Source organism: Pseudescherichia sp. (assembly GCF_031987975.1).
Classification (GTDB): Bacteria; Pseudomonadota; Gammaproteobacteria; order Enterobacterales; family Enterobacteriaceae; genus Pseudescherichia.
Genome location: NZ_DALZYX010000006.1, coordinates 182,672 through 202,496, shown reverse-complemented (window position 1 = coordinate 202,496; position 19,825 = coordinate 182,672). Strand labels below are relative to the sequence as shown.

The following is a 19,825-nucleotide window of genomic DNA, read 5'->3' as shown; positions in this document are numbered from 1 at the left end:
TCTAACGCTATCAAAAAAATTCTTGCATTCTTCCTAAGTAGCAATCATTATCATTTAAAATTTATTTAGATATATCGTATTCCACTTGGGATGGCTAACATGACGAAACAAGATCGACGTTATCCGCAGCGCGTGCGCAACGAGCTGCGCTTCCGCGAACTGACGGTGCTGCGCGTGGAGCGCATCGGCGCAGGTTTCCAGCGCATCGTGCTGGGGGGAGAGGCGCTGGCGGGCTTTAACAGCCGGGGCTTTGACGATCACACGAAAGTATTTTTCCCTGAGCCGGGACAGACGTTTGTGCCGCCGACGGTAACGGAAGAGGGCATTGTCTGGGGCGACGGCGTGCGCCCGGCCTCGCGCGACTATACGCCGCTCTACGACGAAGCCCGTCACGAGCTGAGCCTCGACTTTTTCATCCACGACGGCGGCGTCGCCAGCCGCTGGGCCGAGAACGCGCAGGTGGGAGATACCCTGACCATCGGCGGGCCGCGTGGTTCACTGGTGGTGCCGGAAGATTACGCCTGGCAGCTCTACGCCTGCGACGAGAGCGGCATGCCCGCCCTGCGCCGTCGCCTGGAAGCGCTGCGTCAGCTGGCGGTACGTCCGCAGGTGACGGCCATTGTCACCATTGGCGACGAGCGCTATAAGGATTATCTGGCGCATCTGGATGAGTTTGCTATCGAGTGGATTGTTGGCCACAGCGAAGAGGTGCTAAACCAGCGTCTGGCGCAGGTGAGCGTCCCGCAGGAGGACTACTTTATCTGGCTCACCGGGGAAGGGAAGATTGTGAAAAACGTCAGCCGCCGATTTGAGACTGACGCTATCGATCCGCAGCTGGTACGTGCTGCCGCCTACTGGCACGATAAATAACGGCGTCAGGCAACCGCGTCGTACTGCGCCTCGCTGACCTGTCTTTCCAGCGAGGTGCGCACCTCCGCCAGGGCTTTCTCCTGCTGCACGAAATACCCCTCCTGATCCTGTAGGGAAGAGACCAGCTGCCAGGCGCTCTCGCCCTCCAGCTTGCTAAGCTCCGCCAGCAGCCCGGTGATATGCCCCTTGACCTCTGCAATCCTTGCCCGCAGACGGGTCAGATCGTTGAGCCTGTCGCTGGCCATCAGCGGTCCCAACCCTTTTTGCAGACGGGCGAAGAGCGAGCGGACGGCGGCTACGTCGCCGCGCTGCCGGGCCTGGTTAAGCTGGACCATCATGGCGTTAGCTTCATCTTTCAGCTCGGCATCCACCAGATCCGGGTGGCACAGCTTACTCGCCTGCCGCCACAGCTTTTTCAGCTCCTGACGCTCGTCCTGAGAGAGCCTCTGCTCAAAGCTAAAGCGTGCCTGAGCATCGTGCTGCTGCTCCTGGTACTCCTCATACTCCTGACGCGCCTCGTCCCGCGCCTGGCGGGCCGGCTCCTCTTCGCGGGTGAGTCCTTTCTCCAGCTCCTGGGCTTCCGCCAGCAGAGAGGCGATCAGAGCGTTTTGCTGCTGGACGCGACGGCGAGTCTCCGCCGCCTGCGATGAACTGGCAGGCAGGCTACGCCAGCGCTGGGTTAATGAAGCCAGCTCTTCAACGGCCTGAGCCATATACTGCTGGCAGCGCAGGTAGTCCGCCTCCCGTCGCCGGGCCTCTGCCTGTTGCCTGCGCAGCGTGGCCTCCGCCAGCGCCTGACGCAGGCGCAGGATCTGCGTCATTAGCGGCCCGAGACGTTTCATATAGCTGTCGTTAAAGTCGTCGAGGATCTGAATGCGGGCGTTGCGCTTATCGATCAGCTCCCGCATCTGCTCCTCCAGCGCCTTAAGCTCCAGCTTGCTGGCTGCTACCTGCGGATCGTGCCACTGGGTCACTGCCCGCTGGCTCTGTAGCCAGGCGGCGATAGCCTGTAACGCCGCGGAGTAGTTTTTCTGCTCCAGCGCCGCAACGATAAACGCCAGCTCAGGATCCTGAGCGTTGCTTTGCAGCCAGCCAAGCTGGCTATGGATGATGACCTCATCCTCCAGCTCAATGGCGTTCTTTATGATCTCAAGCCGTTTGATAGGTTTGTTCATGGCGTTTCGCTGTGCGCCTGGGTAGTTAACTCAAGCGTAGTTGTTGTTAAGAGAACAGGAAATAGTACCGTTTCGCTAGAGATTATCATTCGCCGCGGCAAAAATAGTATCAAAAATCGAGATGGCTTTTTCCAGGGTCTCCAGGGCGTTGCGCAGTGGGGCAAAGAGTTCATGATCGGGTGGGAACTCGCCGTTATCCTGCCAGCATTCGGCCATCATGTTGATATCGAGCGTAACCGGCAGGAAGAACATACCTTTGCCTAAGTCCCGGAAGTTAAGATTGTCTAATTCCATGCGGAGGGCCGGGTCAATATTGCTGATCATCGACTTGAGATTTTTGTCGGGGCCAAAAATGGCTTTCGAAGGATGAAAGCGAAAGCCAAAAAAATGTTCCTGCTCTGCGCAGCAGCCGGTGAGCAGTGCCAGTTCATAATCGTGTTGATCGCTCCGGGTACTAAAGCTCTCATAAAAATATTTGTAATCAGTGCCGTCAATATCCCATTTTTTTGGCGCTAACCAGAAAACGCCAGACCTGGCATAGTCAGCTTTTCCGCCCCAACCTTTCTTCGAAATAAAATCGTTGGCGCAGAGGTCGATCCCTTGCCAAATCGCCGGGTTGAGCTGCCGTTTAAAGAAGACGGTAGCTTCGTTAAACATCTTCAGTTGGGAAAGCAGGAGATTACCTGCCTGACGCTCTTCATTATTGGTGGGTGACATAACAGTTCCTGTTAAAACTGACGCATACGGTCAAGAAAGCAAAATGCAGCATGGGCGGCTATCAGCCGAGCGGGGGAAATCTCCGCTGCGGCAAAAATCTGCCGCCGGGTGGGTTCCATCGCCTGAGTCATTACGCTAGCCAGGCGACGCCAGGAGAGGCAGGGCACGTCGGTAACGTCAGCCTCTTCGCCAGCGCTAAGCGGCACGCGTCCCTGTGGGGTGAGATAGACCACCGCCCAGGGGTGCTCACCGGCGCGTTTTTTCGCCTCGCCGATGTAGCGGCTAATCTGATCTTTCTGCTCGTAAGCGCCTATCTTCACTTCGATCAGCATAAAGAAGTTATCGGCATCAATTTCGATATCAACACGGTTGGTTGCATCCCCGGTGGGGTACTTCTCCACGTTTACGCGACAGTAGCGGGTAACGTTCTGCGGGAAGTTTGCGTTGCCGCACTCCCGAACGGCGCTAAGTAGCGCCTTTAACGGCAGATCGCCAAAACCGTGGTTGCCGTGCGGATCGAGCAGCCAGGCGAGCACGGCGCTATTACGCATCTCGTTCCGGCCAAGCTTCGCCACTTCCCACGGATCGAAGGTAAAGGTTCCGTGCCGTAGAGCGGCAAGAGGCTGCTCTATGTCAGTAAAAAAGGCGCTAAGCTGTTGTGTGTCTACTGCAACGGTGGGCGATTCTCTGGCCTGGGTATCCAGTCCCTGGCGCGGCCATTGGGCAAAAAAATGCGGCAGCCACGCGGCGAGGGAAGGGGAACTATCATTCATGAATCCAACTCATAAGCGTATTAAGCGTTATTGACTGGTCAGATTATGCCAGCCGAGTAGAATTTTTAGCGACATAATTTTCTTACATGACCGCATTCACCGCTGTCTACTTCCGTTAGAGGCTATTACCATGAAAATTAAAGCAATTGGTGCACTATCCGCCGCACAGGCGCTCGAGCCGATGGACATCAGCCGTCGCGAGCCAGGCCCGCATGATGTACAGATTGCCATCGCCTACTGTGGGGTTTGCCATTCGGACGTACATCAGGCCCGCGCCGAGTGGGCCGGGACGCTGTTCCCCTGCGTTCCGGGTCATGAGATCGTTGGCCGCGTTACCGCCGTTGGCTCAGAGGTCACCGGGCATAATGAGGGCGATCTGGTTGGCGTAGGCTGTATCGTTGACAGCTGTAAGCACTGCGAAGATTGTGAGGAAGGGCTGGAGAACTACTGCGACCATATGGTCGGCACCTATAACGGTCCGACGGAGGATGCCCCAGGCCATACTCTTGGCGGCTATTCGCAGCAGATTGTAGTACACGAGCGCTACGTGCTGCGCATCAAACACCCGGAAGATCAGCTGGCCGCCGTTGCGCCGCTGCTCTGCGCCGGGATCACCACCTACTCACCGCTGCGCCACTGGCAGGCTGGCCCAGGTAAAAAAGTGGGCGTGGTCGGCATCGGCGGGCTGGGTCACATGGGGATCAAGATTGCACACGCGATGGGCGCGCACGTGGTGGCGTTCACCACCTCCGAGTCCAAGCGTGAAGCGGCAAAAGCGCTGGGTGCGGATGAAGTTGTCGTCTCCCGCAACCCGGAAGAGATGCAGGCCCACACCAAGAGCTTTGATTTTATCCTCAACACCGTGGCCGCGCCGCACAACCTCGACGCCTTCACCGCCTTACTGAAGCGTGACGGCACCATGACCCTGGTGGGCGCACCGGCTACCCCGCATCCATCCCCGGAAGTCTTTAGCCTGATCATGAAGCGCCGCTCGATTGCCGGCTCGATGATTGGCGGTATCCCGGAAACTCAGGAGATGCTCGACTTCTGCGCCGAGCACGGGATTGTGGCCGATATTGAGATGATCCGCGCCGATGAGATCAACGAAGCCTGGGAGCGCATGATCAAAGGCGATGTGAAGTACCGCTTCGTCATCGACAGCGCTACGCTGGCCGAGTAAGCGCAGCGCCACCCGGCAAAATGCCGCCTTCTGGTGATGGAGGGCGGCAGTACGTTTATCTCTTTAAGCAGCGGCGCTGATAGTAAAATCAAAATGGATCGCATCATAGGGAAACAGCGTGCCGCGAACGCCTTTCTCCAGTAAGCCATTATTCAGCAGGGCGGTAACATCCGTATGGACGCCTTTGATATCGCGACCTACCCGAGCAGCAATGTCGCGGATCGTCATTTCACCGAAGCCAGCCATAGCGAGTAATATTCCCATTCTGTTGGGCGATAATGTCTTATGCATCACCTCCCATGAAGGAAACGAAATCACATCATCACCCACGCCTCGTTCCCCTGCTGCTGCGGCGTTCAGAGCAGACAGCACGTTCGCCGAAAAATCTTTTATAGCTTCGATTTTAATCGTTACGATTTTCATGTTATGCCTTCTCTTTACGGATGGTTTCGACGTCTGAAAGGAAATCAGCAAACAGCCCGTCGATACTTATAAAGGTCGTATTGAACTCATGAACGCCAATGTGTTTATGATCGCCTTTGCCGCGCTCGTTATCGTAACGCATCACACAAGTACCAGAGACTACATAGGCCATGCTGTACTTAAAACCATGTTTGCTTCCTAAAATGGCTGGATCGACTTCCCATATAAGTACTTGTATATATGCATTTTCATCCAGATAACGTGTAAATTTCTTATACAGTTTTGCTGACATTCAATCGCTCTCCATGCGTGTTGGAAATTATTACAACATGAAGGTCTGTTGTCAATGATTACAACAGATTCTCATCAGCGCATCCTGCTTATCAAAATGCCAGGATAATCGTTACCAGCGGGTTCGCTGCATATCGATCACGAACCGGTACTTCACGTCGCCTTTCAGCATGTGCGCAAAGGCTGTTTCGATCTCTTCCCCAGCGATCATCTCAACGTCGGCGGTAATATTGTGCTTGCCGCAGAAATCCAGCATCTCCTGAGTTTCCTTGATGCTACCGATCGACGAGCCGCTGATGCTCAAGCGGCGGAACACCATCGGCGTGACGTTAGGAGACAGGTGCGGACGATCGGGAATGCCCACCAGCACCAGCCGACCGTTGGTTTTCAAGGTAGCCAGATAGGGATCGAGATCGTGTGGGGCAGCCACGCAGTCGATAATGAGATCCAGCGTGGTTTGGGCTGCTGCCATCTGTGCGGCATCGCGGGAGACAACCACATGACGTGCCCCGAGACGGCGGGCATCCTCACCTTTTTCCGGGGAGGTGGTAAACAGAGTTAATTCCGCACCCAGCGCGCTTGCCAGCTTAACGGCCATGTGGCCCAGACCGCCAAGGCCGACGACACCAACGCGCATACCAGCCTGAACGTTATAGTGGCGCAGCGGGGACCAGACCGTCACGCCCGCGCAGAGCATCGGTGCCACGCCCGACAGGGGCAGGTGCTGCGGTACCGAGACCACGAAATCCTGATCGACTACCACGTTTTGCGCGTAGCCGCCCCAGGTGCTCTCCCCGGTATATTTATCTATGCCGTTATAGGTTGCCGTGAAGCCTGCCTCGCAGTACTGCTCCTCCTGCTGCTTGCAGAAGTGGCACTCGCGGCAGGAGTCAACCATCACGCCGACGCCAACGATATCACCCGCTTTAAACTTATCGACCCCTGTGCCGGTCTCGACGATGCGGCCAACGATCTCATGGCCCGGTACCAGCGGATAGCGGCTCACCGCCCACTCGTTACGTGCCATATGCAGATCGGAGTGGCAGACGCCGCAGTAGAGGATCTCAATCTTCACGTCCTGCTGTTGCAGCGGGCGTAGCGCAATCTGGCTGCTGGAGAGGGGCTGCGCCGCGTCCGTCGCGACTAATGCGTTAATTTTCATCGTGCCTCTGAATTAGGGTGCTTTTATTCAAGGAAGGCGGCAGACTTTAATAAAGTTGGTTCTGTATTGATAGTAGTCACCAAATGGTGACCGTAAACTGGAGAGTTCATTATGCCTGCATGGGTAGATGGCAAGCTGATGTTTTATGCGGACTCGCCTCCGCGCCGCCTGATGGATCTCTTCTCTGTCAAATGGAGCACGATGGTGCTACATGCGCTCTACCACTGGCCCGGCGAGCGTGCGCGTACCGGGGAGTTACAGCGCAGCCTGGAGGGCATCTCCAAGAAGATGCTGTTTCAAACGCTGAAGGAGCTGGAGCAGCGCGGCCTCATCGCCCGGCATGTCTATGACGTTATTCCGCCGAAGGTAGATTACCGACTGACTGCGCTGGGCAAGAACTTTGCCGAACCGATAGAGCAGATGTACCAGTGGGGGCTGGAGAACCAGGCGGCACTGGATGAGATGGAGAAGAATTTGCAGTCTGGTGCTTAGTAGGGTGAGGCATCAAGGTAAATCCCGACGCTATCACTCACGTTCCTGAATGAGTAAACATTGCCATGCACGCGCAGGTAGAGCTGCCCCTCTTTTACCTCCGCGATGGCTTTGTCATCATTGGTTACCATAAACGCAGTTTCATTTTTTACATGATCCATAAAATCGGCATCGCTCTTTTTGGCATCATACAGATAGTAATGATACGAAAATGATGTCATAGCACCTGCGCTAGCTTGGGTAACGTAAAGGTTTACTGCGTTGTTAACTTTAACTTTCTTGTATAAATCATGCTCTACCGGGAAGGTCATGAAAAACACAATCCATCCTAACCATATGAGAAATATTAAAATCGGTATGAGAATGTAACGTTTTTTAAAAACCCGCTGTTTTTGCATATTTTATTCGGATCTTGCTCCATGTTTGGCCTGTTACTGTATTTACTACCCTGTAGTTAAAATTTTAAATACCCTTATACTTTCCGCAAAGAAATATCTAAGCGGAAATGGGTCCTTTATGAGACAGGTATAACATTTGCAATAATTTAAAGAATGGGATAGACAAAAACTCAGAAAATTTCCTTTGTGTTAAATAGCCATATTTTCCCAGAAAGTATAATTAAAAAATAGCATTTTTAGCCTAATTAATAGTGTCATGCAGGCGTAGAAAGTAGGAGTGTTAGCCTAATGGAAAAAATGCCTCTTCCTGCGCATTGATGTATCTATAACGCTATCTGCGTTGCCACTAAGACTGATTTTAATTGGGGCTGGTTAGTTTGGTTAGTTTGGTTAGTTCGAAAGACTTAACATGCTGACATGGCTAGCATGATGACTTACATGTGCTGCCGAAGGGGGAGCACCAGCTGACGGCGCTGGGCGGCAACTTACTAGAGGCTTACAGTGAGATTGAAGAAATATGGCTTCAATTAACAAGGAGCATTTACATGAGCTGGGAATATAGTCAGAGCACAGGCGTGCTTAGGCATAACGGAGCATTTTTTGCCAAAGGATATAGTGGACTAGGGCAGGGGGAAAACAATCCCGCTATGGAGCGTGAGAGTAGCGTTGGTCCCATTCCTCAAGGACATTACAGGATTGCTGGTGCTCACGACACCGTCACAAAAGTTACCATTATTCTTGACCCTATTCTGGGAACAAATACATATGGCCGCAGTGAGTTTCGAATTCATGGTGGGATGAGATCCGGGGCGCACACTGCATCTAAAGGTTGCATCATTATTGATGGTGAGGCTCTCCGGCTAAAAATCCTAAACAGCAGTGATACAATACTGGTGGTAACTCAATGAGGAAAATAGTGTTCGCCTGTTCTTTGCTTTTTATTCCAATAATTGTAGCGGCACATCCCACCACACAGCAATTAACGGAGCAGATAAAGCAAAAGGGGGCACAGGCCGTCATATCAAGCCTGTATGACAATGACGAAGCTGAATGGCAATTTGTCACCAGAGAGATCGGAAAAGGTGGTGCGGATTGGCTCAGGGTTGCCGCGTTACTGGCTCCCGGCAGCGATGCTGATTCAGCGGAAACACTGAGTGAGGCGGTAGGAATGGCAATCCCACATAATCCTGTTGCTGTTCTCAACATCATGACCGAGCGTTACACCCCGCTCAGTCAGGAAGTTGTATGTGGGCTACCGTTTTACAGCATGACAGAGATCCAGCTTAATCAATATATCGCCGATGCCATCCGGGCACTCTATAAAGTGCCATCCAGTAAAGCATGTATTGACACCATGGTGAATGTCATTGGTGAATCAAACGGGTTTAATGAGGATAATTAGTAATGGCCATTCCTGTTTATCTATTTTTGAAAGATGACGGCGGTAACGTTATTACAGGTTCAGCGGATGTTAAGGACCGGGAGGGGAGTATTGAAGCGCTAGGACTGCATCATAGGGTAAGTACTCCCACAGATAACGCCAGCGGCAAGCAAACTGGCCTTCGGCAGCATATGGCGTATATGATTGAAAAAGAAATTGATTCATCTTCACCTTATCTTTATAAGGCGCTAACCACCGGGCAGGCGTTGAAATCAGCCGAGCTGAAATTTTATCGTATCAATGATGCAGGGCAGGAGGAAGAATATTTCAACGTTCTGCTGGAAAATGTGAAAGTGGTGAATGTGATGCCTGTCATGCTGGATATTAAAGACGCCAACAAAGAAAAATTTAATCATATGGAAATTGTTGAGTTTCGGTACGAGAAAATTACATGGCATTATCTGGATGGTAATATAATGCACTCCGATAGCTGGGCTAAGCGTCCAACACTTGCTGCCTAATTCAGTCCAGGCAGTGGCCGTATGGTTGGCACGAGCGATACACTCCAGGCAATAAAAAAACCCGCAAACCTCGATAGGGCGCGGGTTTCTCTGGATTAATTAGCTATACCTGGTACTAATCCATTCTCGATTTGGTGGCCCCTGTTGGGTTTGAACCAACGACCAAGCGATTATGAGTCGCCTGCTCTAACCACTGAGCTAAGGGGCCGTGGCGAGGGATTATAATGTAACTGGTGGCTGCAATCCAGTCATTCGGGTGTACATGGTGCTTTTGTAAACAACCTATAATCAACCCGTTATACCTAAATTTTGGACAATTCACCTGGAGCAATGATGATAAACGATATTCTCGCGCCGGGCCTGCGGGTGGTGTTTTGCGGCATCAATCCAGGCAAATCGTCGGCCCACACGGGTTTCCACTTCGCGCATCCCGGTAACCGTTTCTGGAAGGTGATCTACCAGGCGGGCTTTACGGAGCAGCTGCTGAAGCCGGAAGAGGAGCAGCGGCTGCTGGATACCCGCTGTGGCATCACCATGCTGGTGGAGCGCCCAACGGTGCAGGCCAGTGAGGTGGAGCTGCACGAGCTGCGTACCGGCGGACGGGACCTGATCAAGAAAATTGAGGACTACCAGCCGGACGCGCTGGCGATCCTCGGCAAGCAGGCTTTTGAGCAGGCATTCAGCCAGCGCGGCGTGGCATGGGGGAAACAGAACATTACTATCGGTGCCACCGAAGTATGGGTGCTGCCGAACCCCAGCGGCTTAAACCGTGCGACGCTGGATAAGCTGGTGGAGTCATATAGGGAGTTGGATCAGGCATTAGTGGCAAGGGGATTGTAGGCGTAAATCACAGCCAATAAAAAAGCCCTCCGGAGAGGGCTTTTCTTTTAACGGTAACGATTAATCGTCGAGGAAACTACGCAGCACTTCAGAGCGGCTCGGGTGGCGCAGCTTACGCAGCGCTTTCGCTTCGATCTGACGGATACGTTCACGGGTAACGTCGAACTGCTTACCCACCTCTTCCAGAGTGTGGTCAGTGTTCATATCGATACCGAAACGCATACGCAGCACTTTCGCTTCACGGGCGGTCAGGCCAGCCAGTACGTCGTGCGTTGCGGCACGCAGGCTCTCGGTAGTGGCAGAGTCCAGCGGCAGCTCGAGGGTGGTATCCTCGATGAAATCACCCAGATGCGAATCTTCGTCGTCACCAATCGGCGTCTCCATGGAGATTGGCTCTTTGGCGATCTTCAGCACCTTGCGGATCTTATCTTCCGGCATCAGCATACGCTCGGCCAGCTCTTCCGGCGTCGGTTCGCGGCCCATCTCCTGCAGCATCTGACGGGAGATACGGTTGAGCTTGTTGATGGTCTCAATCATATGCACCGGGATACGGATGGTACGCGCCTGGTCCGCGATAGAGCGGGTGATCGCCTGACGGATCCACCAGGTGGCATAGGTCGAGAACTTATAGCCACGACGGTATTCAAACTTATCAACCGCTTTCATCAGGCCGATGTTGCCTTCCTGAATCAGGTCGAGGAACTGCAGGCCACGGTTGGTGTACTTCTTAGCGATAGAAATAACCAGACGCAGGTTCGCTTCCACCATCTCTTTCTTCGCACGACGCGCTTTCGCTTCGCCGATGGACATGCGACGGTTGATATCCTTGACCTGTTCGATGGTCAGGCCGGTCTCTTCTTCAATCTGTTGCAGCTTCTGCAGGCCACGATGCACGTCTTCAGCCACGTCCTGCAGCTTCTCGGACCACGGCTTGTTCATCGCCAGCGCAGCATTGAACCAGGTCTCGCTGGTTTCGTTGCCGGTGAAGAGGGTGATGAAGTTCTTCTTCGGCATTTTGCACTGCTCAACGCACATCTTCATGATGATGCGCTCCTGGGTGCGCACGCGGTCCATCATGACGCGCATGCTGTTTACCAGGTAGTCGAACTGTTTCGGCACCAGACGGAACTGTTTAAACACCTCGGAGAGCTTAAGGATCTCCTCCTGAGAGGCTGCGTGGCTGCGGCCTTTCGCTTTGATGGTGTCGCGGGTAACTTCGTACTGTGCACGCAGTTCGCCGAATTTCTCGCGAGCCAGCTCTGGATCGATGCTGTTATCGTCATCGCTGCTGTCGTCGCTGTCTTCGTCTTCATCTTCGTCTTCGTCGTCATCCAGCTCTTCCTGAGAAAGCTCAGAGCCAACGTGCGTCGCGGTCGGAGCCAGATCTTCTTCGGCATTCGGATCAACAAAGCCAGTGATCAGGTCAGAAAGGCGTGCCTCTTCCGCTTCAACGCGATCGTACTGCTCCAGCAGATAGGTGATCGCTTCCGGATACTCGGCAACGGAGCACTGAACCTGGTTAATACCATCCTCAATGCGTTTTGCGATGTCGATTTCGCCTTCACGGGTCAGCAGCTCCACCGTACCCATTTCGCGCATGTACATACGTACCGGGTCAGTGGTGCGCCCGATTTCAGATTCAACGCTCGACAGAACCTGAGCCGCTGCTTCTTCCGCATCTTCATCCGTGTTATTTGAGTTTTCAGCGAGCAGCAGATCGTCGGCATCAGGTGCTTCTTCCATCACCTGAATGCCCATGTCGTTGATCATTTGGATGATGTCTTCGATCTGGTCGGAGTCGACGATATCTTCCGGCAGATGGTCATTGACCTCGGCATAGGTCAAATAGCCTTGCTCCTTACCACGTTGGACAAGAAGTTTCAGCTGTGACTGCGGGTTTTGCTCCATAAGACGGTATCCACACTTAATTCGTTTGATTGGTGTCGGCGGTGGTGCTGCCAACCTTTAAAGCGAAGGCGTGCTTATATTTTTGCCGCTGCCCTCGAAGCGGCTGTCGGGATCTACCCGATCGCTATTCGGCACTTAAGCCGTTAAATTCACTTCCGGGCGCGCGCTTCGTTAATCACACGCACCTCTTCGCGCTCGGCGGGGGTTAACCCGTGGGTCCGCGCCCGCGCGATCAATTCAGAGAGCCGTAGCTCAAGCACCGAGTCGAACATATGGTTCAACGCATCGGTGAAGGTCTTTTCTGCGATATCCTTATCTGCTATATCGTCCCACATGGACAGTTTTTCAAGGGTGGCGGCCTCATTTGTGCCGCGATACTGCTCTAAAAGCTGTCCGGTGGTCAGACCTGGCTGCGACAGACAAGTGTTGACCAACTGGACGAATAAGCCAAGTCCGGGTAGCTTCGCCGGATCCAGACCGTCCAGCGGTGGCACCAGCGGAGCCAGCTCCGGGTTCTGCACCAGCAATCCTATCAGTATACGCATGGTAGTCCGTTTTAGCTGCGGTGCCGGGCGTGGCTGACCACTTTCGGACTGCTTCGGCATTAAACGTTCAAGCTGGTTATCGTCAAGAATGCCTAATTTATTACCCAGTTCCTGCCGGAGATAGATACGCAGCGTCTCGCCCGGTACCTGACTTATCAGCGGCAGCGCCAGCGTGCTCAGCTGCGCGCGACCGTCAGGGGTGCTCAGGTCTACCTGCGGCATCAGGCTGTTAAACAGAAACGTGGAGAGCGGCTGAGCCTGCTCCATCCGCGCTTCGAACGCCGCCTTGCCCTCTTTACGCACCAGCGTATCCGGATCTTCGCCGTCGGGCAGAAACATAAAGCGTAGCTGACGTCCGTCGGTCATGTACGGCAGCGCCGTCTCCAGCGCACGCCATGCGGCTTCACGGCCTGCACGGTCGCCGTCGTAGCAGCAGATCACGCTGTTGGTGACGCGGAACAGCAGCTGGATATGCTCGGCGGTGGTGGAAGTACCCAGCGAGGCGACGGCATAATTAATGTCGTACTGCGCCAACGCGACCACGTCCATATAGCCTTCGACCACCAGCAGGCGCGGCGGCTCAGGGTTATCCTGCTGCGCTTCATAAAGGCCATACAGCTGGCGGCCCTTATGGAAAATATCGGTTTCCGGGGAGTTGAGGTATTTCGGCATGCCATCACCCATGACACGACCACCAAAACCAATCACCCGGCCACGTTTGTCGCGGATAGGGAACATCACGCGTTCGCGGAATCGATCGTAGGTACGCCCGCGATCGTTAGTGACTAACATGCCCGCGTCGGTCAGCGACTGGCGATTCTCGCCGTTGCCGCCAAAGCGCTTTAAAACGTTGTCCCAGCCGGGTGGAGCATAGCCAATGGCAAAGCGGGTAATCACTTCGCTGCTTAAGCCGCGCTGGACCAGATACTGGCGCGCAGGTTCAGCCGCTGGCTGGTTCAGAGATTGCTGATAAAAGGCGTTTAGCCCGTCCATCAGCTGGTAGAGCGTCTGCCGCTGGTGGCGCTCAATCTGGCTTGGACCGTTGCCCGCTTCATACGGCACGTCGAGGTTGTGCATCGCCGCCAGCTCTTCAACGGTCTCGACGAACTCAAGCTTGTCGTAGTTCATCAGAAAGTCGATGGCGTTGCCGTGGGCGCCGCAGCCGAAGCAGTGGTAAAACTGTTTCTCACCGTTCACGGTGAAAGAGGGGGTTTTTTCGTTATGGAACGGACAGCACGCGTGAAAATTCTTGCCCTGCTTTTTCAGCTTCACCCGCGCGTCGATGAGATCGACGATGTCGGTGCGTGCCAGCAGGTCATTAATAAAGACTCGTGGGATTCGTCCAGCCATAGGCCCCGTCTACCTTTAGCGTGATGCGTTAAGGTATGTCAGATTATAAACGAAAATAAGCCGCGCATTCCTTTCGGAAGCACGGCCTTACAACTACAACTCTGTCTGTAAACTGAGGGTCAACACCCTCAGCTAATTAGTACAGACGAGTACGGCGTGCGTTTTCGCGAGCCAGTTTCTTCGCGTGACGTTTCACAGCGGAAGCTTTGGCGCGTTTACGTTCGGTAGTCGGTTTTTCATAGAACTCACGACGACGAACTTCCGCCAGAACACCTGCTTTCTCACAGGAACGCTTGAAGCGACGCAGAGCTACGTCGAACGGCTCGTTTTCACGTACTTTAATTACCGGCATGTGCCTCTCACCTTTGATTAATTCGGTTTGCCGCTGGCATCAACGCCAGCTTATTTCAAAATGGTGCGGAATTTTACTGCAAATGCTGCTGCTTTGTAAAGCACCGCAGCCCTTTTTACAAGGGCGCTCTCATAAGGAGGGGGAGTATACACGACCTCTGCGTCTGGGTTGAACAATAGTTTTACAACCACCGTCCATGACCCTACACTGCGCGGTATTGCAAAGAGGTAAAGAATAGCCATGCGTGTATTGGGAATTGAAACATCCTGCGATGAAACCGGCATCGCCATCTACGATGATGAAAACGGGCTTTTAGCCAACCAATTGTATAGTCAGGTGAAACTGCACGCTGACTACGGCGGCGTGGTGCCGGAGCTGGCCTCCCGCGATCACGTGCGCAAAACCGTGCCGCTGATCCAGGCCGCGCTGAAAGAGGCAAATCTGGCCGCTAAAGATATCGATGCTGTGGCCTATACCGCAGGCCCTGGCCTGGTCGGGGCGCTGCTGGTCGGCGCAACGGTAGGACGCTCGCTGGCGTTCGCCTGGAACGTGCCGGCCATCGCGGTTCACCATATGGAAGGGCATCTGCTGGCTCCGATGCTGGAAGAGAATCCGCCCGAGTTTCCGTTTGTGGCGCTGCTGGTCTCCGGCGGCCATACGCAGCTGATTAGCGTGACCGGTATCGGCCAGTATGAATTGCTGGGGGAATCCATTGACGATGCCGCCGGTGAGGCGTTCGATAAGACGGCGAAGCTGCTGGGGCTGGACTATCCCGGCGGGCCAATGCTGTCGAAAATGGCGGCTGACGGCACGGAAGGGCGCTTTGTTTTCCCGCGTCCGATGACCGATCGTCCAGGTCTGGACTTCAGCTTCTCCGGTCTCAAGACCTTTGCCGCCAATACCATTCGTAACAACGGTAATGACGACCAGACCCGGGCGGATATCGCCCGCGCCTTTGAGGATGCGGTGGTGGATACCCTGATGATCAAGTGCAAGCGCGGCCTGGATCAGACCGGCTTTAAGCGGCTGGTGATGGCGGGCGGCGTGAGCGCCAACCGTACGCTGCGAGCGAAGCTGGCAGAGATGATGCAGAAGCGTCGGGGTGAAGTCTTCTATGCGCGACCGGAGTTTTGTACCGATAATGGGGCGATGATCGCCTATGCGGGCATGGTGCGTCTGAAGGCGGGTAGCCTGGCCGATCTCAGCGTGAGCGTGCGTCCGCGCTGGCCGCTGGCGGAGCTACCGGCGGCATAATTGCCTTTTAGCCCGGTGGCGCTCTGCTGGCCGGGCCTACTCTTCTTCCTTCACTTCCTCATCTTTCTCGCGCTTTTTCTTCAGCTTGGTCCAGATTTTAGTCTCCTGATGACGCCACAGGCGCTGAATATTGTCGTGATGACGAAGCAGAATCAGGCAGGAAAGCATCGAGACCGGGAAGGTAAACTGGGGCTTAAACCACCAGACATAGAACGGGGCGATCAGCGCGCTGACGATGGCCCCCAGAGAGGAGTAGCCGCTCAGAAGAATAGTCAGCAGCCAGGTGCCGGCCATGACGCCGGTAAGATCCCAGCCAATCGGCGCAATCGCGCCAAACGCGGTAGCCACGCCTTTTCCGCCTTTAAAACCAAAGAAAACCGGCCAGATGTGGCCCAGACAGGCGGCGATAGCAATCAGCCCCAGCCAGAAGGGGGTAACGCCCAGCGCATAAGCGCCCCACACCGGGAGCATGCCTTTCAGCACGTCAAAAATCAGTACCGCTACGGCTGCACTCTTGCCGCCAATTCGCAGGACGTTGGTCGCTCCGGGATTGCCGGAGCCACTCTCGCGAGGGTCAGGCAGACCCGCGATGCGGCAGACCAGAATGGCGCTGGAGATTGAGCCGCAAAGGTACGCGAGGAGGATCATTCCAGGCGCGATTGCACTCATAACGCTGTTCCGTTTTGAAAATGTCGTTTTATTCTCAGCATCCGTGGATAATACGCATAATTTTTTGAAAGTGGTATCCAGGTTAGCCAAAAAGCGGACGGTGCGTGATGGACATTGTATTTATAGAGCAACTTTCGGTAATCACCACAATCGGTGTTTACGACTGGGAACAGACTATCGAGCAGAAACTGGTGTTCGATATCGAAATGGCATGGGATAACCGGGCAGCGGCGAAAAGCGATGACGTCAACGACTGCCTGAGCTATGCCGACATTGCCGATGCAGTGGTGAGCCACGTTGAGGGACAGCGCTTTGCGCTGGTGGAGCGGGTGGCGGAAGAGGTGGCGGATCTGCTCCTGAGCCGGTTCAACTCGCCCTGGCTGCGTATTAAGGTCAGCAAGCCGGGGGCGGTAGCGCGGGCGGCCAACGTCGGGGTAATCATTGAGCGTGGCAATAGTCTGAAAGAAAACATTTAAATTCATAATTATTAAACCAACCGGCACTATACAGGTCTCACGTGTGTGTCTTTTCGCGGCTTGGGGATGCGTAAGCCGTTTTTTTATGTCTTTTAGGGGTTTAAGTGATGAGCGATATGCACTCCCTGCTGGTGGCGGCCATTTTGGGCGTCGTCGAAGGGTTAACGGAGTTTTTGCCGGTCTCCAGTACCGGTCACATGATTATCGTCGGACACCTGCTGGGGTTCGAAGGTGATACGGCTAAAACCTTTGAGGTGGTGATCCAGCTGGGTTCGATCCTTGCGGTGGTGGTGATGTTCTGGCGTCGCCTGTTTGGCCTGATCGGCATCCACTTTGGTCATCCCCCGCACGAGGGCGAAGGCAAAGGGCGCTTAACGCTGATCCACATCCTGCTGGGGATGATCCCGGCGGTGGTGCTGGGGCTGGTGTTCCATGACACGATCAAGAGCCTGTTTAACCCCATCAACGTGATGTACGCCCTGGTGGTCGGCGGCTTCCTGCTGATTGCCGCTGAGTGCCTGAAGCCGAAAACCCCGCGTGCGCCGGGGCTGGATGATATGACCTATCGTCAGGCCTTTATGATCGGCTGCTTCCAGTGTCTGGCGCTGTGGCCGGGCTTCTCCCGCTCCGGCGCGACCATCTCCGGCGGGATGCTGATGGGCGTAAGCCGCTATGCCGCGTCGGAGTTCTCGTTCCTGCTGGCGGTGCCGATGATGATGGGTGCTACCGCGCTGGATCTCTACAAGAGCTATCACTTCCTGACGGCCGCCGATATCCCGATGTTTGCCGTTGGCTTTATCACCGCCTTTATCGTGGCGCTGGTGGCGATCAAAACCTTCCTGCAGCTGATTAAGCGGATCTCGTTTATTCCGTTTGCTATCTACCGCTTTATTGTGGCGGCGGCGGTCTACGTCGTCTTCTTTTAAGCGTTAAGGCGGCTGCCCTCACACCTGTGGCTGAGGGCAGCGCGCTGCTTTCCACTTCGCGACTGCATCAATTCGCCGCTGGGTCAGCTCCTCGCGAATTTCAGCCCCCTTAAAGCCTGCTGCCACCACCTCTTTAGTCGATACCGCCTTCGCCACTTCCCACGCTTCGCGCAGCAGTCGCCCCTGCGGATAGTCGCTGGCCTCAAAGTGGGTGCGCCCGCGCACGTCGGCTTCGCTGGTCAGGGCGATCTGCTCCACGCGCTGGGGCTTGCGCCAGGCGTCAATGGAGTCGAACAGCTTGACGATGGTCTGCGGTTTAAGGATCGGGAAGGTGTGGATCAGGTCGTGAAACTCCGCCACCAGCTTAGCCAGATCGCGTAGCTCATTAGGCACGCGCAGGCGTTCGCACAGGTTGCTGACCAGCTTGACGCCCGCCAGGCCGTGCCCGTGGTGGCGCGGCCACAGCGCCGGTGGCGTCAGGCCCTTGCCAAGATCGTGGCAGAGCGTGGCGAAGCGCACGTCGATATCCGGGCTGAGCATCGCCGCCATTGAGACCGTCATCAGCACGTGGATGCCGGTATCGATCTCCGGATGCCACTTTGCCGGGGCAGGGATGCCAAACAGAACATCAAGCTCCGGGAACAGCACCTTTAGCGCACCGCACTCGCGCAGCGTCATAAAGTAGACCTGCGGGTTGCGGCTGGCGAGGGCGTTTTCCGTCTCCTTCCAGACGCGCTCCGGCGTCAGGTGCTCCAGCTCGCCGGCGGCGGTCATCTCGCGCATCAAGGCCATGGTTTCGTCGGCAATACGGAAGCTGAGATGGGCATAGCGGGCAGCAAAGCGCGCCACGCGCAGCACGCGGAGAGGATCCTCGCCAAAGGCCGGAGAGACATGGCGCAGGGTGCGGCTCTTGAGATCCGCCAGGCCATGGTAGGGGTCGATGATCTTACCGTCGGCGTCCTGGGCGAGAGCGTTCACGGTCAGGTCGCGGCGGAGCAGATCCTGCTCGAGGGTGACGTCGGGCGCGGCATAGCAGGAGAAGCCGGTATAGCCAAAGCCGGATTTCCGCTCGGTACGCGCCAGGGCGTACTCTTCCCGGCTTTTTGGGTGGAGAAACACCGGAAAATCGCGGCCAACCTGCTGGTAGCCCGCATCCAGCATCTCCTGAGGAGTTGCACCCACTACCACCCAGTCTTTATCTTTAACCGGTAGCCCTAACAACGCATCCCGAACAGCACCACCGACCAGATAACTCTTCACTACGCCACTCTCCTAACATACTTTTAACTGATGATACGTTAAGTGTAGAGAAAATGGCTAATCCGGTTCAGCTCATCCAGCGGTCTTTACGCTTGCGGCTGGGGATGATGTGCGGCAGTACCAGGCCTAAGAACAGCCCCGCGCCGAGCACGCCCCCGCCATACATAAACCACTGCATGATGATGGTGCGCTGTTTGTCGTCCAGCTGCAGGTTCGCGGCATTTACCTTCTTCTGCGCGACAATCAGCTGATTTTTAAGCTGCTGGTTCTCTTGTTTCAGGCCGTTGATCACGCTGTCGCTCTGGGCAACCTTCTGCTGCATGTCGGCGGTGCGCTGGTTCCAGGTATTATCGATGTTGGTCAGCTTATCGGTCAGGGTCTTAACCTGATTCTCCAGATCCGGCACGCGGGTGCGCAGGCTTGGCTCGCTGCTCAGCTCCTTCAACGGGATCCAGGCGGTACGACCGCTGCTGTCACGCACCTGACCGTAGTTTGAGTCACCGTTGGTTTGCAGCAGCGCAACCTCTTCGCCCGCGTTAACCGTACCCACGAGGCGATAGTTATCACCCGGGCCGCTACGAACCCAGGTATTCAATTCATCCGAAACGTAACGCTTTTCTTCGGCATGGGCCACGGCAGAAACGCATACAAGTAAAAACAGTCCGGTCAGGCGTAATTTAGGCATTAGCAGTCATTTGTTGTCGTAAAAAAAGTGGAACGATAGTAGTGGCATCAGTCTGACGACGCAAAGTATTCGGTATCAATCAGAATCATCTGGGTCGCAAACGATCCGCACCGTGGAAATTTGGCGCAAAATACTATCTACTGACAAACATCGAGGGCGTAAGTTCGCCGAAAATTC

General features: G+C 54.9%; 23 protein-coding genes and 1 tRNA gene. 10 read left to right on the top strand and 14 right to left on the bottom strand.

Annotated elements, in window-relative coordinates:
- Positions 1 to 99: 99 nt before the first annotated feature.
- The gene (locus RTN40_RS12600) at positions 100 to 870 is read left to right on the top strand and encodes a siderophore-interacting protein (protein WP_312228763.1); all 771 of its coding nucleotides are present in this window, start codon (positions 100 to 102) and stop codon (positions 868 to 870) included.
- Between the two features lie 5 nt (positions 871 to 875).
- Here the strand turns inward: RTN40_RS12600 and RTN40_RS12595 are convergent, their stop codons facing one another.
- From RTN40_RS12595 to RTN40_RS12585, 3 genes are all read right to left on the bottom strand, one after another.
- The gene (locus tag RTN40_RS12595; RefSeq protein WP_312228762.1) at positions 876 to 2,045 is read right to left on the bottom strand and encodes a DNA repair protein; all 1,170 of its coding nucleotides are present in this window, start codon (positions 2,043 to 2,045) and stop codon (positions 876 to 878) included.
- A 75-nt stretch (positions 2,046 to 2,120) separates the two neighbouring features.
- Positions 2,121 to 2,762 carry a hypothetical protein gene (locus tag RTN40_RS12590; RefSeq protein WP_312228761.1) on the bottom strand — a complete coding sequence of 214 codons (642 nt, stop codon included), beginning with the start codon at positions 2,760 to 2,762 and terminating at the stop codon, positions 2,121 to 2,123.
- A gap of 11 nt (positions 2,763 to 2,773) precedes the next feature.
- Positions 2,774 to 3,535 carry a PD-(D/E)XK nuclease family protein gene (locus tag RTN40_RS12585; RefSeq protein WP_312228760.1) on the bottom strand — a complete coding sequence of 254 codons (762 nt, stop codon included), beginning with the start codon at positions 3,533 to 3,535 and terminating at the stop codon, positions 2,774 to 2,776.
- Positions 3,536 to 3,665: 130 nt separating this feature from the next.
- Between RTN40_RS12585 and RTN40_RS12580 the strand changes: the two genes are divergently transcribed.
- Positions 3,666 to 4,715: an NAD(P)-dependent alcohol dehydrogenase gene (locus tag RTN40_RS12580; protein ID WP_312228759.1), complete on the top strand. Its 1,050-nt coding sequence runs from the start codon at positions 3,666 to 3,668 to the stop codon at positions 4,713 to 4,715.
- A 63-nt stretch (positions 4,716 to 4,778) separates the two neighbouring features.
- Here RTN40_RS12580 and RTN40_RS12575 read toward each other — a convergent pair whose 3' ends face one another.
- The 3 genes from RTN40_RS12575 to RTN40_RS12565 form a co-directional block, all read right to left on the bottom strand.
- Positions 4,779 to 5,138 (bottom strand): glycosyl transferase family 1, encoded by a 360-nt coding sequence (locus RTN40_RS12575; RefSeq protein ID WP_312228758.1) that lies wholly within the window; start codon positions 5,136 to 5,138, stop codon positions 4,779 to 4,781.
- Position 5,139: 1 nt separating this feature from the next.
- Positions 5,140 to 5,430 carry a DUF6516 family protein gene (locus RTN40_RS12570; protein WP_312212054.1) on the bottom strand — a complete coding sequence of 97 codons (291 nt, stop codon included), beginning with the start codon at positions 5,428 to 5,430 and terminating at the stop codon, positions 5,140 to 5,142.
- Between the two features lie 111 nt (positions 5,431 to 5,541).
- Positions 5,542 to 6,591, bottom strand: a complete 1,050-nt coding sequence (locus RTN40_RS12565) for an NAD(P)-dependent alcohol dehydrogenase (RefSeq protein WP_312228757.1) — start codon at positions 6,589 to 6,591, stop codon at positions 5,542 to 5,544.
- Between the two features lie 111 nt (positions 6,592 to 6,702).
- Between RTN40_RS12565 and RTN40_RS12560 the strand changes: the two genes are divergently transcribed.
- Positions 6,703 to 7,083 (top strand): helix-turn-helix domain-containing protein, encoded by a 381-nt coding sequence (locus tag RTN40_RS12560; protein ID WP_312228756.1) that lies wholly within the window; start codon positions 6,703 to 6,705, stop codon positions 7,081 to 7,083.
- Here the strand turns inward: RTN40_RS12560 and RTN40_RS12555 are convergent.
- Positions 7,080 to 7,394: a hypothetical protein gene (locus tag RTN40_RS12555; protein WP_312228755.1), complete on the bottom strand. Its 315-nt coding sequence runs from the start codon at positions 7,392 to 7,394 to the stop codon at positions 7,080 to 7,082. The two genes, RTN40_RS12560 and RTN40_RS12555, sit on opposite strands and share 4 nt — an antisense overlap.
- 632 nt (positions 7,395 to 8,026) lie before the next feature.
- Between RTN40_RS12555 and RTN40_RS12550 the strand changes: the two genes are divergently transcribed.
- The 3 genes from RTN40_RS12550 to tssD are packed head-to-tail and all read left to right on the top strand — an operon-like array spanning position 8,027 to position 9,383.
- Positions 8,027 to 8,389, top strand: coding sequence for a tlde1 domain-containing protein (locus tag RTN40_RS12550; protein WP_312228754.1), 363 nt, complete (start codon positions 8,027 to 8,029; stop codon positions 8,387 to 8,389).
- A gap of 8 nt (positions 8,390 to 8,397) precedes the next feature.
- Complete coding sequence (locus tag RTN40_RS12545; RefSeq protein WP_312228753.1) at positions 8,398 to 8,883, top strand: hypothetical protein; 486 nt, start codon at positions 8,398 to 8,400, stop codon at positions 8,881 to 8,883.
- Between the two features lie 2 nt (positions 8,884 to 8,885).
- On the top strand, positions 8,886 to 9,383 hold the full coding sequence (gene tssD / locus RTN40_RS12540; protein ID WP_312228752.1) for a type VI secretion system tube protein TssD: 498 nt from the start codon (positions 8,886 to 8,888) through the stop codon (positions 9,381 to 9,383).
- Between the two features lie 132 nt (positions 9,384 to 9,515).
- On the opposite strand, the gene RTN40_RS12535 is transcribed toward tssD, so the two are convergent.
- Positions 9,516 to 9,591 (bottom strand) — tRNA-Ile (locus tag RTN40_RS12535).
- Between the two features lie 125 nt (positions 9,592 to 9,716).
- On the opposite strand from RTN40_RS12535, the gene mug reads away from it, so the two are divergent.
- Positions 9,717 to 10,223 (top strand): G/U mismatch-specific DNA glycosylase, encoded by a 507-nt coding sequence (gene mug / locus RTN40_RS12530; RefSeq protein WP_312228751.1) that lies wholly within the window; start codon positions 9,717 to 9,719, stop codon positions 10,221 to 10,223.
- A gap of 60 nt (positions 10,224 to 10,283) precedes the next feature.
- On the opposite strand, the gene rpoD is transcribed toward mug, so the two are convergent.
- The 3 genes from rpoD to rpsU all read right to left on the bottom strand — a co-directional run bounded on the left by rpoD (position 10,284) and on the right by rpsU (position 14,378).
- On the bottom strand, positions 10,284 to 12,131 hold the full coding sequence (rpoD, locus tag RTN40_RS12525) for an RNA polymerase sigma factor RpoD (protein ID WP_312228750.1): 1,848 nt from the start codon (positions 12,129 to 12,131) through the stop codon (positions 10,284 to 10,286).
- A 149-nt stretch (positions 12,132 to 12,280) separates the two neighbouring features.
- Positions 12,281 to 14,026, bottom strand: a complete 1,746-nt coding sequence (gene dnaG / locus RTN40_RS12520) for a DNA primase (protein WP_312228749.1) — start codon at positions 14,024 to 14,026, stop codon at positions 12,281 to 12,283.
- A 136-nt stretch (positions 14,027 to 14,162) separates the two neighbouring features.
- Positions 14,163 to 14,378, bottom strand: a complete 216-nt coding sequence (gene rpsU, locus RTN40_RS12515) for a 30S ribosomal protein S21 (RefSeq protein ID WP_001144069.1) — start codon at positions 14,376 to 14,378, stop codon at positions 14,163 to 14,165.
- Positions 14,379 to 14,618: 240 nt separating this feature from the next.
- Here rpsU and tsaD point away from each other — a divergent pair, with 240 nt between their 5' ends.
- A complete protein-coding gene (gene tsaD / locus RTN40_RS12510; RefSeq protein WP_312228748.1) occupies positions 14,619 to 15,632 on the top strand; it encodes a tRNA (adenosine(37)-N6)-threonylcarbamoyltransferase complex transferase subunit TsaD in 1,014 nt (337 codons plus the stop codon).
- Between the two features lie 36 nt (positions 15,633 to 15,668).
- On the opposite strand, the gene plsY is transcribed toward tsaD, so the two are convergent.
- Positions 15,669 to 16,301, bottom strand: a complete 633-nt coding sequence (gene plsY, locus RTN40_RS12505; RefSeq protein ID WP_312228747.1) for a glycerol-3-phosphate 1-O-acyltransferase PlsY — start codon at positions 16,299 to 16,301, stop codon at positions 15,669 to 15,671.
- A 107-nt stretch (positions 16,302 to 16,408) separates the two neighbouring features.
- Here plsY and folB point away from each other — a divergent pair, with 107 nt between their 5' ends.
- Together folB and bacA are read left to right on the top strand one after the other, a co-directional pair.
- Positions 16,409 to 16,777, top strand: coding sequence for a bifunctional dihydroneopterin aldolase/7,8-dihydroneopterin epimerase (gene folB / locus RTN40_RS12500; RefSeq protein WP_312212066.1), 369 nt, complete (start codon positions 16,409 to 16,411; stop codon positions 16,775 to 16,777).
- Positions 16,778 to 16,884: 107 nt separating this feature from the next.
- On the top strand, positions 16,885 to 17,703 hold the full coding sequence (gene bacA / locus RTN40_RS12495) for an undecaprenyl-diphosphate phosphatase (protein ID WP_312228746.1): 819 nt from the start codon (positions 16,885 to 16,887) through the stop codon (positions 17,701 to 17,703).
- Positions 17,704 to 17,721: 18 nt separating this feature from the next.
- Here the strand turns inward: bacA and RTN40_RS12490 are convergent, their stop codons facing one another.
- Together RTN40_RS12490 and RTN40_RS12485 are read right to left on the bottom strand one after the other, a co-directional pair.
- Positions 17,722 to 18,963: a multifunctional CCA addition/repair protein gene (locus tag RTN40_RS12490; protein ID WP_312228745.1), complete on the bottom strand. Its 1,242-nt coding sequence runs from the start codon at positions 18,961 to 18,963 to the stop codon at positions 17,722 to 17,724.
- Positions 18,964 to 19,030: 67 nt separating this feature from the next.
- Positions 19,031 to 19,648, bottom strand: a complete 618-nt coding sequence (locus RTN40_RS12485) for a TIGR04211 family SH3 domain-containing protein (protein WP_312228744.1) — start codon at positions 19,646 to 19,648, stop codon at positions 19,031 to 19,033.
- Between the last annotated feature and the right edge of the window lie 177 nt (positions 19,649 to 19,825).